General features: G+C 68.0%; 5 protein-coding genes. 3 read left to right on the top strand and 2 right to left on the bottom strand.

The genetic code is table 11. From position 1 onward, the window contains the following. Nucleotides 1-263 precede the first annotated feature (263 nt). The gene (locus ACYVIO_RS09930; protein WP_460650372.1) at nucleotides 264-9,932 is read left to right on the top strand and encodes a polymorphic toxin-type HINT domain-containing protein; all 9,669 of its coding nucleotides are present in this window, start codon (nucleotides 264-266) and stop codon (nucleotides 9,930-9,932) included. Nucleotides 9,933-9,952: 20 nt separating this feature from the next. Next, nucleotides 9,953-10,396 carry an SMI1/KNR4 family protein gene (locus ACYVIO_RS09935; RefSeq protein ID WP_460650373.1) on the top strand — a complete coding sequence of 148 codons (444 nt, stop codon included), beginning with the start codon at nucleotides 9,953-9,955 and terminating at the stop codon, nucleotides 10,394-10,396. A 72-nt stretch (nucleotides 10,397-10,468) separates the two neighbouring features. Here ACYVIO_RS09935 and ACYVIO_RS09940 read toward each other — a convergent pair whose 3' ends face one another. Further along, complete coding sequence (locus ACYVIO_RS09940) at nucleotides 10,469-11,281, bottom strand: CPBP family glutamic-type intramembrane protease (RefSeq protein WP_460650374.1); 813 nt, start codon at nucleotides 11,279-11,281, stop codon at nucleotides 10,469-10,471. Between the two features lie 147 nt (nucleotides 11,282-11,428). Between ACYVIO_RS09940 and ACYVIO_RS09945 the strand changes: the two genes are divergently transcribed. Further along, nucleotides 11,429-13,417 carry a neutral/alkaline ceramidase gene (locus ACYVIO_RS09945; protein ID WP_460650375.1) on the top strand — a complete coding sequence of 663 codons (1,989 nt, stop codon included), beginning with the start codon at nucleotides 11,429-11,431 and terminating at the stop codon, nucleotides 13,415-13,417. Here the strand turns inward: ACYVIO_RS09945 and ACYVIO_RS09950 are convergent. Continuing rightward, entirely contained in the window at nucleotides 13,404-14,906 is a 1,503-nt protein-coding gene (locus tag ACYVIO_RS09950; RefSeq protein WP_460650376.1) for an MFS transporter, read from the bottom strand. The two genes, ACYVIO_RS09945 and ACYVIO_RS09950, sit on opposite strands and share 14 nt — an antisense overlap. Nucleotides 14,907-14,909 lie beyond the last annotated feature (3 nt).

Raw genomic sequence — 14,909 nt, forward strand, 5'->3', positions numbered from 1 at the left:
GAAACCCCCAGATCTCGGACGATCCAGAACTCGGACGATGCATGCGAGATGCCCGCCCCGAGCCGCATGCTCCAGCAGAACGGCGAGTCAGGGGAGACCGCCGGTCGGTCGCAGACTAGCCGGGATCGCCTTGTCCGGAAGGGTTTCTGCAGCAAGTTGCAACCGGCCATCAGATCGCTGGCCAGTCGGTGGTGGCGGTGCTAACTTCCTCGCGTTGTCGTCGCTCGGGGGACGAGTAGGACAACTCCGCTAGGGGATTCCACATGGCCGGATCGCTTTCGCGCGCCCACAAAAGGGCCGTTCGTCGTTGGTCGGCCAAGGGCCTGGCCGTGCTGCTGGCGTCGGCCGTCTGCGCCGGATCCGCCAACTTCGCCGCCGCCGTGCCTGAGCGGCGGGGCGCGGACGGTACCCCGTCGAACCACAAGGCGCAGCCGGCCCCCGAGCAGCGGGAAGGATCCGCGGACGGCCAGCCGCACGAGGTCGGCGAGAACCGCAACCACACGGTGCCGGCCAGCCTCAAAGCACGCTTCCCGGACCTGGGGGTCGGGAAGAAGCCGCCGGCGCCGACCAGCACGGTGAAGGTCCTGCCGCAGACGACGCCAGGAACCCCGAAAGGCTTCGACGCCCGGACCAGCAAGGAGATCCCGACCCAGCGCAAGCGGTACGAGACGACGTACGCGAACGCCGACGGCACGCAGACGACCGCAGTCACCACCACCCCCAGCAACTTCCAGCGCCCGGACGGCTCCTGGTCACCGGCCCGTACGACGCTGACCCGCACCAGTGGGGACTGGCGGAGCACGGGCGACAGCGTCACGTCCACCCTGGCCGCGCAGCTCACCGCCGGACTGCCGGTCGCCGAGGTCCGGCTCGCCGGTGGGCAGAAGGTCGGCTGGGGCCTGAGCGGCGCCCGGCCCGTCGCCGGTGTCCAGGCCGGGACGGACACCGTCCGGTACGTCGGAGTCGCGCACGGCGCGGACCTCGAGCTCAGCACCCAGCCCGGCGGTGTCAAGGAGACCGTGATCCTGCGGTCGAAGTCGGCCGCGCGCAGCTTCGTCTTCCCGCTGCACCTCGACGGGCTGACGGCACGGCTCGAGGGACGCGAGGTCGTCCTGGTCGATGCTCAGGGCAACAAAAAGGCCGTGATTCCGGCCGGGTTCATGGTCGACGCGACCGCGGCGACGTCCAGCGACGTGATCTACGAACTGGTCGACCAGGACGGCGGCCAGGCGCTGAAGGTGACGCCGGCCAACGACTGGCTCGACGCACCGGGCCGGGTCTACCCGGTCCGGATCGACCCGACGGTCAAGGAGCTGGAGTCCTCGGCGGCGCTCACCGTCCGGGACACCGGCAGCTATGTCGGCAACGCCGACTTCATGGTCGGCCGGCAGGGCGGCAACCGCGCGGCGGCGTACCTGAAGTTCCCGATGACCGACCTGGCGAACCACACGATCTTCGGTGCGCAGCTGCAGGTGAGCAGCTTCCGCGCTCCGTCCTGCACGCCTCGTCCGGTGACGGTCTACCCGGTCACCGGCGCGTGGACCCCGGATCCCAGCCTGAAGTACCCCGGGCCGGCGGTCGGTGCGGCGCTCACCTCCCAGTCGTTCGCGCAGGGCTACATCGCCAGTCAGCAGACCACGTCGAAGTGCAAGCCGGTTCCGATCGCCTTCAACCTCGGTGCGGCCGGCGCCGCCCTGGTCCAGCGCTGGGTCACCAACCCAGCCACGAACCAGGGCCTGTCGCTGCGTGGACCGGTCGGCGACGACGGTTCCTGGAAGCTGATCGCCGGTACGGGTTCGGACATCACCAACCCGCCGACGCTGTTCGTCACGCACTCGGAGTACAACGCGTCGTACCAGGTGCTCGGCCAGCCGAAGCCGCCGGTCCTGCAGAACCAGGAGGGCAAGCTCCAGATCCGGGTGAAGAACCTGAGCGCGGCCTCCTGGACACCGTCGCAGTACTACCTGAAGACCGTCGTCACGGACCTGAACGACCGGCAGCTGTACCAGTACCGCGGCGCGAGGCTGCCGGGCACGGTCGCGCGCAACGCCAGCGTCACGCTCGACGCGTCGATCAAGGCGATGAGCGCCGGGACCGGCGTCAAGCAGTACCGGGTCTACTTCACGATGACGAAGGTCGGCGGACCCGACTTCACCACCGAGCGGGTCAGCCCGGCGAAGATCGCGATCGAGGTCCGCAACCTGCCGCCGATCGTCGACCAGCTGTCTCCGGACAACGGGTACCGGACGCAGACGCTCACCCCGCAGCTGTGGGGCCGCGCCTTCGACGTCGACGCGAACCCGACCGGGATCACCTACAGCTGGGAGATCTGCGAGAAGACCAGTACCGGGACCTTCACCGGGTGCACGAGTACGCCGTACCAGGCCGCGAGCAACTACACGGTCCCGGCCGGGCGGCTGTCGTGGAACAAGGAGTACGCCTGGCGGCTGTCGGCGAAGGACCTCAACGGTGGCATCACCGTGTCGCCGCCGGCTCCCGAGCGGGTGTCGCTGCTCACCGACGTGCCGCAGCCCGAGATCACCTCGCGGCTGGCGAACTCGCCGACCGGCAGCGGCGACCAGCCGTTCGACCCGAATCTCGGCAACCAGCTGGTGTCCGCCGTCGACGCGTCGATCCCGGTCGCCGGGCCCGAGCTCGACGTCGTACGGACCTACAACAGCCTCGACCCGCGGCGGACCGGGGTGTTCGGCGCCGGCTGGTCGAGCAAGTACGACCTCAAGCTGGTGCCCGAGCCTGAGGGCAGCGTGCTGATCACCTACCCCGACGGCCAGCAGGTCCGGTTCGGCAAGAACCCCGACGGCAGCTACGTCGGGCCCACCGCACGCCAGGCCGGTCTCACCTTCGACGCCTCGATCAGCACCTGGACGTTCAAAGACGGCAACGCGAACACCTACACGTTCTCGTTGTCCGGCAAGCTGACCCAGATCAAGGGCCGCTGGGGCAAGCCGATGCTGTTCGAGTACGGGTCGGACGGCAAGCTGCTCCGGGTTCTCAGTCAGCAAGGAAACAACCGGTCGCTGACCTTCACCTGGAACGGCACCCGGATCGCCACCGTGAGCACGCAACCGGTCGACGGCGCCGCGTTGAAGTGGACCTACACCTACACGGGTGAGCTGCTGACCTCGGTGTGCGGGCCGGACGGCAAGTGCACGAAGTACGGCTTCGCGCAGGGCTCGCACTACCGGACCTCGGTGACCGACAGCAAGCCCGAGCTGTACTACCGGATGAACGACGACGGCACCGTGGCCGCCAGCGAGGTGACCGTCGACTTCGGCAAGGACAACGGCACGTTCAAGGGCGTGAGCAACAATGTCGCCGGTGGGCTGACCGGGTCCGGGGACACCGCGGCGTCGTTCACCGGCACGGTCGGGCCGTCGTACCTGAAGCTGCCGGACGGCGCGGTCCGCAAGAACCGCAACCAGTCCGTCGAGATGTGGTTCCGGATCGTCTCCAAGGGCCGGACGAACCCCTTGTTCGGCTACCAGAACGCCCCGATCGAGGGCGCGCCGACCGTGGGCCTGCCGGTGCTGTACGTCGGCACCGACGGAAAGCTGCGCGGCCAGTTCTGGCACGGCGCGGCGGCTCCGATCAGCACGACCACGACCGTTGACGAAGGCAACTGGCACCACGTCGCGCTCAGCTCGAACGGCGCGACGCAGACCCTGTACGTCGACGGCGCGCTGATCGGCACGAGCACCGGCCGTAACGTCGATCACCTCGGTATGGTCGCGAACCAGGTCGGCGCGGCGTTCGCCGCCGCCCCCGGCGCCTGGCCCGGCTGGGGCACGGCGGCCCGCAACTACCTGAGCGGCGCGGTCGACGAGGTCGCGCTGTACTCCAGGCCGCTCAGCGCGGACGTCGTCGCGGCGCACTACAAGCTCGGCCGGACCGCGTCCGACCAGCTCACGACCGTCGCCCAACCGAGTGGCAAGGTCGTCTCGTCGGCGACCTACGACACCGCGACCGAGCGGATCGCCGAGTTCACCGACGACGACGGCGGCCTGTGGAAGGTCGGCACCCCGGCACTCACCGGGAACTCGGCCGACCTCCGCCGGACCGTGGAGGTCCGCGACCCGGCCGACCGCCGGTACTTCTACGAGTACGACGGCATCGGCGGCTGGCTGCTGCGCGCCGGCGTACCGAACGGGCTGGGGACGCGCGAGGAAGATCTCCCTCCCGCGCCGACGCCCACGCCGACTCCCACCCCCTGCAACACCCCGGATCCGAACGACCCGCAGTTCTGCGTGGTCACCCCGGGATCCGGCTCGCAGGACCCGATTTTCGACTGGCACGCGTTGGACGGCATCGCGGTCCGCAGCTACGAGTACGACAAGTCGGGGCAGCTGCTCAAGACCACCAACGAGAACGGTGAGAGCGCGACCCTCGCCTACGACGCCCGCGGCAACAACACGGCGCGGACCACGTGCCGCAGCGGCGCGACCGACTGCCACACCAGCTACACGACGTACCCGCTGACCGGCCTGACCGACCCACTGGACCCACGGTGGAGCCTGCCGACCGAGTCCCGGGACGGCCGCGCGACCAGCGCGACGGACAACACGGCCAAGACGTCGTACACCTACCTGCCGCAAGGCGAGCTGGTGACCCAGGCCAGTACCGAGGCGGGGACGGTCAGGAACACCTACACCGACGGCACCGAGGTCGGGCCGACCGGGCTGATGCCGTCCGGACTGGTCCGCACCACGACTGATGCCCGTGGCGCGGTCACGACGTACAGCTATCACTCGACCGGTCAGCTGGCGAGTGTGAAGACACCGACCGGCCTGGTGACGAGTTTCGCGTACGACGCGGTCGGCCGGAAGACCAGCCAGACGCAGATCTCCGACGCCTTCCCGAGCGGCGTCACCACCACCTTCACCTACGACGCGGCGTCCCGGCTGAAGACCACCACCGGACCGGTCACGACCGACAAGGTCACCGGTGACCGGCACCAGCAGCGGGTCACCATCTCGTACGACGACGACGGCAACATGGTCAGCCAGGAGTCCGTCGACGTGATCGGCGGTGGCGAGCCTCGGGTCACCAGTTACAGCTTCGACGACCGCAACCGGCTGGCCCGGCAGACCGATGCGGGCGGCAGCGAGGTGCAGTTCTCGTACGACGCCTTCGGCAACCAGACGACGATGATCGACGCCAACGGCAACCGGTTCGAGTACGCGTACACCGCGCGCAACCAGATCGCCGAGGTTCGTCTGGTCGATGCCGACAGCACCGACGACACCGGGTACAAGGTGGTCCGGTCGGTCGGTTACGACGCGGTCGGCCGGCAGGTCCGGGAGACCGACGCGATGGGCCGGACCACCGAGACGCTGTACTACAACGACGGGCTGGTGAAGTCCCGGATCCAGAAGGACTTCCACGACCCCGACGGCAGCAAGCGCAACCTCGTGCTGGAGACCAACACCTACGACGGCGCCGGCAACCTGATCCGCCAGGTCACCGACAACGGCAAGACCACGATCGCCTACACCCGCGACGCGGCCGGCCGGGTGAAGACCAGCACGCTGGACCCGGGCGGGCTGGACCGCGCGACCACGCTGACCTACGACGTCGGCGGCAACGTGCTCAGCAAGGTCGAGACCGGCGACTTCTCCAACACCCACCAGCAGGTCTCGGGGCTCGAGCGCCGGACCACCTTCGGCTACGACGGCTTCGGGCGGCAGGTCTCGCAGACGAACTGGCTGGACGCGACCAAGGGACTGACCACCAGCTGGACCTACGACCAGCGCAGCCTGCAGACCGGCATCACGCCGCCGCGCGGCAACGAGTCCGGGGCGGTCAAGGCGGACTTCACTACGAGCTACGGGTACGACGAGCTCGGGCGGCGGGACGTTGTCACCCAGCCGAAGGTGAAGGTCGAATCGGACGGACAACCCGCGGTCGTGGCTGCTCCGGTGACCACGGTCGGGTACGACGCGTTCGGGCTGCCGGTGACGGCGAAAGATGCCCTGGGCAACGTCGGGACGACGACGTACGACAAGGTCGGGCAACCGGTCGAGAGCAGCGGTCCGTCGTACACGCCACCGGGCGGGACGGCTATCACGCCGAAGGTTCGGACGTCGTACGACCCGAACGGCAACATCGTCGCGGTGACCGACGCGCGCGGTGCGACGACGCGGTTCGGGTACGACCGGCAGGACCGGATGACGGTCCGTGACCAGCCGACCAGCACTGACGCCGAGCGGGCCGTGTGGCGGTTCGAGTACACCGGGAACGGTGACGTCCGGAAGACGATCGATCCGCTCGGCGGGATCACCGAGGCGACGTACGACGACCTCGACCGGGTGGTCACCTCGACCCAGGTCGAGCGGAAGCCGGTGACCGACAACTTCGTCACCCGGTACACCTACGACGACGCCGGACGGGTGCTCAGCACGGTGTCGCCGTCGGGTGCGACCAGCAGGACGGAGTACGACAGCGTCGGGCAGCCGACCAGGTCGATCGACCCGGCGAACGTGTCGGCGCAGTTCGGGTACGACTTCGTCGGCCGCCAGATCGAGTCGGTGGACGCGCTCGGCCGGACGCAGCTGTCGACGTACGACCTGGCGGACCGCCTGGTCGCGTCCAACAGCCTGGATGCGGCGCAGACGTTGATCCGCCGGACGACATACACCTCCGATGCCGACGGCAACGTACTGACGCTGAAGCCGCCGGTGGGGGCGACGGTTTCCTACACGTACGACGTGCTCGGGCGACAGGTCTCGCAGCAGGAGCCGGTCTCCGCCACGGAGACGCTGGCGACCAGCTTCGGGTACGACGCGGCCGGCAACCAGACCCGGTACACCGACGGGCGCGGCAACTCGACGTACACGAAACTGAACAGCCTCGGGCTGACCGAGTCCGTGATCGAGCCATCGACGGTCGCCCATCCGGCCGCCGCGGACCGGACCTGGACGACGGCGTACGACGCGTCCGGGAACCCGGTCAAGGCGATCGCGCCCGGCGGTGTCACACGGGACCGGGTCTTCGACGCGGCCGGACGGATGACCGACGAGAACGGTGCCGGCGGCACCGGCGTACCGGCCGCGCAGCGGAAGATCGGGTACGACGTGCTCGGCCGGGCCACCTCGGTGAACAGCATTGGGGCGGACAACGCGTACACGTACAACGACCGCGGGCAGATGCTCAGCGCCAACGGGCCGTCGGGGTCCGCGACGTTCTCCTTCAACGCCGACGGTGCCCTGGTCCGGCGAACGGACGCTGCGGGAGTCGCGGACTTCTCCTACACCAACGGCCGGCTGAGCTCGATCACCGATCCCGTCAGCCGGACGCAGCAGACGTTCGGGTACGACGCGGCCGGTGCGCCGAAGACGATCGGCTACGGGCTGGGCCGCACCCGCACCTTCGAGTACGACGCGTTGGGCCGGCTGAAGAGCGACGGGCTGAAGAACCAGGCCGGCGCGACGGTCAGTTCGGTTTCGTACAGCTTCGACCTCGACGACCGGTTGACCGGCAAGACGACGACGGGCGTCTCCGGAGCGTCGGCCAACACCTACGGCTACGACGACGCGGGTCGCCTCAAGACGTGGACCAGCGGTAGCAAGACCACGTCGTACGGGTGGGACGCGGCCGGCAACCGGACCCAGGTCGACGGCAAGACCGCCCGGTACGACGAACGCAACCGGCTGATCACCGACGGGACGTCGGACTACAGCTACTCGGCGCGCGGCACGTTGCTGTCGAAGACCAACGGGTCGACGACGGACGCGATGACCTTCGACGCGTTCGACCGGATGGTCTCGCAGGAAGGCCGCGGTTACAGCTACGACGGCGCGGACCGCCCGGTCGTCGGCAACGGCACGACCATGCAGTACAGCGGCTTCTCCGACGAGGTCGTTGCCGACGGCACCCAAATCTACGGCCGCGGCATCGGCGACGACATCATCTCGATCGCGCAGGGCGCGACGCAACGCCTGGTGCTCTCGGACGGCCACAGCGACGTCGTCGGCGGCTTCGATCCCGCGGACGGCGTACTGGGTGGTCTGCCGGACTCCCGCAGCTACGACCCGTTCGGCAAGCAGACGGCCTCCGGCGGCCTGTCGTACGGCGTCGGCTACCAGGGCGACTGGAGCGACCCGGCCACCGGCCAGGTCAACATGGGCGCAAGGTGGTACGACCCAGAGTCGGGGACGTTCGACTCACGCGACACGATCACGTACTCCGGTGGGCCGTCGGCGGCCGCGAACAAGTACGCGTACGGCAACGCGGACCCGATCGGCAACTCCGACCCCACCGGCAACGCCGCCCAGGTCATCATCATCCCGAAGCCCTGCAAGCCGAAGCCGCCCGGGGGCGGGACCGGTGGTGGCGACGACGACAATCTCCTGCTGATGGCCAGCTTCGCCCCGATGGCCCTCCCGCCGTGCAAGCAGCCGACCCCGGACCCGGAGCCGGAGGAGACCTGCGAAGACCGCGGCGACTGCACGTGTCAGCAGCGCGGTGACTGCAAGACGACGTGTGAACAGCGCGGCGACTGCAAGACCACCTGCGAACAGCGCGGCGACTGCCACGACGAGGGCCCCGGTCCTGAACCGAAGCCCAAGCCCAAGCCGAAGCCGAAGCCGGACCCCGCCGTGAAGGCGCGGGTGCAGCTGGAGAAGGCCGTCAAGTACGCCCCTCAACCCAACGCCACCGGCGTCACCAAGCCCCTCTTCAGCCAGGGCAACCCCCTGAACGGTGGCGGCGGCAGCCTCAAGGACCTCATCAAGGACGTCCGCAAGAGCGTCAAGGACCTGTACCAGAAGGCCGTCGACACCGTCGGCCCGATCGTCCACGACGTCGTCAAAACCCTGTCCGACCCAGTAGCCACCGCCGAGGCTCTCGCCAAAGCAGGCAACTGGGTCAAGGACCACAAGGGCGACCTAGGCCATGCGGCCTTGGATGTCATAGGCCTGATACCCGTGGTCGGCGAAGTAGCCGACCTCGCCAACGCAGCCTGGTACGCCGCCGAAGGCGACTACGTCAACGCCGCCCTCTCCGCGGCGTCAGCCATCCCCTTAGCCGGCTACGCGGCAACGGCGGCCAAGGGCGCCAAGTACGCAAACAAGGGCGTCAAGGCAGCCAAAGAAGCCAAAACCGTCAGCAAGGCCACCAAGGAAGCCGCCGAGGACAGTTGCAACTGCTTCCCGGCCGGTACCAAGGTTGCCACCGCGGGAGGCGACAAGCCGATCGAGGAGATCAAGGTCGGCGATCAGGTCTGGGCACGTGACCAGGTCACCGGCAAGTCCCACCTGCAGAAGGTCACGGGGCTGTTCCGCAAGCAGGCGGACGAGCTGATGACTATCAAACTCGTCGGTGGGGGCGAAGTCCCGGTCACCAGCGAACACCCCTTCTACACACCTGACCGTGGTTGGGTGGAGTCCGGCGATCTCAAGCCCGGAGACAAGGTCCTCCAGCGCGACGGCGGGATCGCTGTGATCGCCACGATCACCCACCGCAAGACAGCCACCACGGTCTACAACTTCGCAGTCGAGAACGACAACAACTACTACGTCGGCGCTTCTGGCCTGCTCGTTCACAACTGCAAGATCCGTACGGTCATCGACTGGGTCGACGGTACTGGGGCCGGTCCCTCTGACCTTCCGATTCGTGCTATCGGACCATGGACGTTGGGTGACATCGGCCGGGGTGCTCACGGCCTGCGGCCAAACCATCTGGGCGACCGCCTGGAGCTTCACCACGCGGATCAGATGCCGGGCTCGGCCATTCATGAACTCGATCAGTTGGTCCATCGTGGATCCGGCACGGACCTGCATCGAAACCTCGGCAATCAAGGTGTCACCGGTCCGATGCGCACCCAAGATACGCAGTTGCACTGGTGGTACCGTTCGCAAGAGCAGGGCTGGGGTCACTACGGACCAGAGGTCTGGTTCGACAACTGGCCCGGCTGAGATCCACAGGGAGACAAGGCGTGGAGTTCACGGACTTCGAGGCGCGGTTGGCCGACGTACGGAGTAGCCCATCGGTAGCAGGCTTGCCGGCGGAGATGCAGATGTTCGAGTTCATCGCTGCCACAGAAGAGCAACTGTTCGCAGTGGAAACAGCGCTGGGCGTCAAGCTTCCTGTGCAGTACCGAGAGTTCATGAAGCGGTACGGCGGCGGGCAGTTTCTCTTCGTCGATCTTCTTCCGGCCGTGTCGGGAGAAGATCGGGAGGACCTCATCAGTGTCAGTGAGAGCACCCCATCGGCTTTCGTCGCTGTAGCGCCGGTCGGTACTGGGGATTGGTGGGGATTCCAGGTCAACGACGGTGCCTGTGCTGATGCCGTCGACTTTTGGTTCCATGACGATAACGCCTTCGAGCCGGCGAACAGCGACTTCCTGGAATTCCTTGTCCAGAAAGGTCTTCAGCGCTAAGCAGTCCGGCATGTGTGGCTGTTGCGTGTCAGAGGCAAGGTGGCGTCGCAACGCCGAAATGTTGTCGTGGCATCACGTGTTGCCGATACCGGCTGCCGGTTGAGCTTGCGGGCGCAGTGCTGCGGTGCGGCGACGGAGGACGCAAAAGATGATTGCTGCCAGCAACAGGTAGGCCGGGATCAGGAGGACGGCGTCGGGGGTCTCCAGGTGCATCGACCAGCCGGCGTTGCGGGCTTCGCCGTACAGGGTTAGGCGGTTGATGGTGAGGAAGGTGAGGTGGGTGCCGATGGAGGTCCAGAGGGAACCGGTGGCGTTGCGGGCGGCGATGAGGGTGAAGCCGAAGAGGGTTAGTAGGAACAGGTAGGAGATGGGGTCTTCGCCGGGTGGGACGAGCCAGGGTTTGTGGGTGCTGAGGGTTAGGGCTGACTCGATGACTGAGGACAGGGCCGGGGTCACCAGGAAGAAGGCTGTGGTGATTACCGCTGCCAGCCAGGGGCGGGTTGTCGTGCGGAGGGTGCTGTAGGTGTGGCCTCGGAGGGTTAGTTCTTCGGGGAAGGCTTCCAGGAGTACGGCGATGGCGGCGTTGGTGATGAGGAAGCGGGCTACCTGGGCGGGGTCTACCGGGCCCCAGGTGAGCCAGCGGGCGAGGGTGCCGAGGGTGAAGAGCAGGGTGGCGCTGATGGTGGTGACGGCTGTGCCGAGGAGGAAAGGGCGCAGGGGGTTGCTGGTCAGGGCCAGGCGGCGGGGGTTTCGCCAGGGGCGGATCAGAGCGACTGCGATCAGGGTGCAGGCGAGGGCGGACAGCCAGTTGTCGGGGATGAGGGTGGCGACCGCGAGGGCGAAGGCCATTGCCACGGCGCCGTAGGCTGCGCGGATCCAGGTCATGCGTACGAACGTACAGCACGAGTGTGTCAAAACCCGGCGGCTGGTACGACGAGCGCTCCGGCCTGCTCAGGGGGTTTACAGGGAGCTAGAGGTCGCTTACTTTGCGGTGCAAAGGTGAGGGTTGTTCAGCTTTGACGGGAGTGGCTCATGTGGCGGAGTGTGGCTGTGGTGGGGGCGGTGGTGGCTGCCGGATTGGTGGTCGCGCAGCCTGCTGAGGCGGCGGAGCCGTACCTGGTGGGGAGCGGGATCTCCGACGTCACCGGGCCGGCGGCCGAGAACGGGATGATGGGGTACTCGAAGTTCGGTCAGAACACGACGGGGATCCATCAGCGGCTCCGGGCCCGCGCCTTCATCGCGGTCGATCAGAGCACCGGGGAGCGGGTTGCCTACGTCAACGCTGATCTGGGGATGATCTTCCAGGCCCAGCGGGACGCCGTACTGGCCAAGCTGCAGCAGCGGTACGGCGGCCTGTACGGCGACCGTAATTTGTTGCTGTCGGCAACTCACACGCACTCCGGCCCGGGCGGCCAGTCGCACAACCTGGCGTACAACCTGTCGATCCTCGGCTTCCAGAAGCAGGCGTTCGACGCGACGGTGGATGGAATCGTCGAGGCGATCACCGAGGCGCACGAGAACCTCGCGCCGGGCTCCATCACTCTCGGCCGCGGCCAGCTGACCAACGCGAGCGTCAACCGCTCGCGCGTAGCCTTCGACCAGAACCCCGCGGCCGACAGAGCCGCTTTCCCGCAGGCGATCGATCCCGCGGTCACCGTCCTCAGGTTCCAGCAGGGCGCGAACGAGATCGGCGCGATCAACTGGTTCGCGACGCACCCGACCTCGATCACCAACGAGAACACGCTGATCTCCCCGGACAACAAGGGGTACGCCGCCTACCGCTGGGAGCACGACCTCAAGGGCGTCCGCTACCTGAACAACGCCGACGGGTTCGTGGCCGCGTTCCCCAACACCAACGCCGGCGACATGTCGCCGAACCTCAACCTCCGCCCGGGCTCCGGACCGACCGAGGATCCGCTGACCAACGAGCAGATCATCGGCCAGCGGCAGCAGTCCGCCGCGCAGCAGGCGTACAACGGGCCGCGAGCAACCGTTGCCGGCAGCATCGACGCCCGGATGCGATTTGTCGACATGTCGGCTGTTCAGGTCGATCCGCGGTACACCCCGGACGGTCAGCCGCACCGCACCTGCCCAGGCGTCGTCGGTGTCTCGACGCTGGCCGGCAGCGTCGAGGACGGTCCCGGCATCCCGATCATCCCCGAGGGCGTGACCAACCCGTTCTTCGAGCTGCTCAAGCCGTTCAACGTCGACGTCCCGCCGTGGCTGATCAGTTGCCAGTCGCCGAAGGCACCCGCGGTCCCGACCGGCCAGCTGCAGGCGACGCCGGACGTCGTACCGATCCAGCTCGTCAAGCTCGGTCAGCTGCACCTGATCGCCGTGCCCGGCGAGGTGACGATCGTGTCCGGCCTTCGGCTCAGAAGGACGGTCGCCCAGGAGCTCGGCGTCCCGCTCGAGAACGTGCTCGTGCAGGGCTACGCCAACGCCTACAGCCAGTACGTGACGACGCCGGAGGAGTACCAGTTGCAGCAGTACGAGGGCGGCTCGACGCTGTTCGGCAAGTACACGCTCCCGGCGTACCAGCAGGAGTTCGCCGGGCTCGCCAAAGCCCTGAAGAGCAACGCGCAGATCCCGCTCGGCGCCCGCCCGCCGAGGCCGATCACTGCTGAGCTCAACCTGCAGACCGGTGTCGTCCTCGACACCCCGCCGTTGTTCAAGTCGTTCGGCCAGGTCCTCGCCGACGCGGCTCCGGCCTACCAGGTCAACCAGACCGTCAAGGTCGAGTTCGTCACCGGGCACCCCAAGAACAACCTGCACCGCAACGGCACCTTCCTCGAGGTGCAGCAGCTGAATGGTGGCCAGTGGCAACGAGTTGCCGACGACGGCGACTGGGACACCACCTACCGCTGGACCCGCGGCGGGATCGCGGACTCCAAGGCGACGATCACCTGGAAGGCGACCAGCCCGGGCACCTACCGGATCGTCCACCACGGCGACGCGAAGGCACTGAACGGCACGATCACGCCGTTCACCGGAACGTCGCGGACCTTCACCGTGTCGTAGACGGGCTGTTCGACAGCGGCGGCGACTCCAGCGAGCAGTGCCGGTGGGTCGTCGCCGCGACCGCCGTCGTACGACGCGACGTGCGATCGCCGAGCGTCACCCAGGCCAGTACGGCGCCCGCCACGGCCAGCACGGCCGAGATAACCATCGCCGTCATGAAGCTTTCCTTGAACGACATCGGGTCGCGGTAGGAGTCGCCGGTGATCCCCGCCGCCAGCGGGATCGCCGCGACCGCCATCAGCTGGGCGGACCGGGCGACGGCGTTGTTGACGCCGGATGCGATCCCCGCATGGTGGTCCTCGACCGAGTTGAGCACGGTCGCGGTCAGCGGAGCGACCGTGCACACCAGCCCGATGCCCAGTACGACGACGCCCGGCAGTACGACGGTCCAGTATCCGACGCCCGGCTCGATCCGGCGCATCAGCAGGAACCCGCCGGCCATGAACAGCGGGCCGACGGTCATCGGGATCCGCGCGCCGATCCTCTCGGACAGGCCGCCGGCGTACCCGGACAGCGTCAGCATCAGCAACGTCATCGGGAGCAGCGAGGCGCCGGCCGTGAGGGCGTCGTACCCGAGCACGGTCTGCAGGTAGACGACCAGCAGGAACGTCGCCGTGCCGAGGGCGCCGTACACGACGACGGTGACCAGGTTGGCGCCGGTGAAGCGGAGGTTGGCGAAGATGCCGGGCGGGAGCATCGGGTGCGAGCTGCGGCGCTCGACCTCGACGAAGGCCGCCAGGCTCACCACGCCGATCGCCAACGCGGTGAGCACCATCGTGTCGCCGAAGCCCCGGTCACCCGCGCTGATCAGGCCGTACGTCAGTCCGGCGAGACCAAGGGTCGCGAGCAGGCCGCCGGCGCCGTCGAGCTTGCCGGCCACGGTCTCGTCGCGGCTCTCCGGGATGTGGCGCAGCGTGACCAGCACGGTCAGCGCGGCGATCGGGAGGTTGAGCAGGAAGATGTACCGCCACGAGCCGCTGTCGACCAGGCTGCCACCGACGAACGGACCGATCGCCGCGGCGACCGACGTCAGACCCGACCACGCGCCGACTGCTTTGCCGCGGTCGGACGGCTGGAAGCTGGTCTGCAGGATCGCCAGGCTGCCTGGTGTCAGCAGTGCTCCACCAACGCCCTGCAGGACACGGCCGGCGATCATCACCTCGAGGTTCGGCGCGGCCGCGCAGACGGCCGAGGCCGCGGCGAACCAGATGACGCCGACCACGAACAGGCGGCGCCGTCCGAGCCGGTCGCCGAGCGAACCGCTCAGCAGGATCAACGACGCCAGCATCAGCATGTAGCCGTTGACGATCCACTGCAGACCGGCGATGTCGGCGTTCAGGTCCTCGCCCATGGCGGGCAGCGCGACGTTGACCACCGTGCCGTCGAGAAAAGCCATGCCGGAGCCGAGGGCCGTGGCCGCCAGCACCCAGCGGGCGCGCGCCGTACCGAAGGCGATCCGATCGGGTGAACCAGCCTGCGCGTCGACCATACC

The organism is Kribbella endophytica (assembly GCF_054781295.1).

What these genes read in the sequence shown, in the direction of transcription:
- ACYVIO_RS09945 (WP_460650375.1), top strand. Translation starts at nt 11,429, where the DNA reads ATGTGGCGGAGTGTGGCTGTGGTGGGGGCGGTGGTGGCTGCCGGATTG.
- ACYVIO_RS09940 (WP_460650374.1), bottom strand. Translation starts at nt 11,281, where the DNA reads ATGACCTGGATCCGCGCAGCCTACGGCGCCGTGGCAATGGCCTTCGCC.
- ACYVIO_RS09950 (WP_460650376.1), bottom strand. Translation starts at nt 14,906, where the DNA reads ATGGTCGACGCGCAGGCTGGTTCACCCGATCGGATCGCCTTCGGTACG.
- ACYVIO_RS09930 (WP_460650372.1), top strand. Translation starts at nt 264, where the DNA reads ATGGCCGGATCGCTTTCGCGCGCCCACAAAAGGGCCGTTCGTCGTTGG.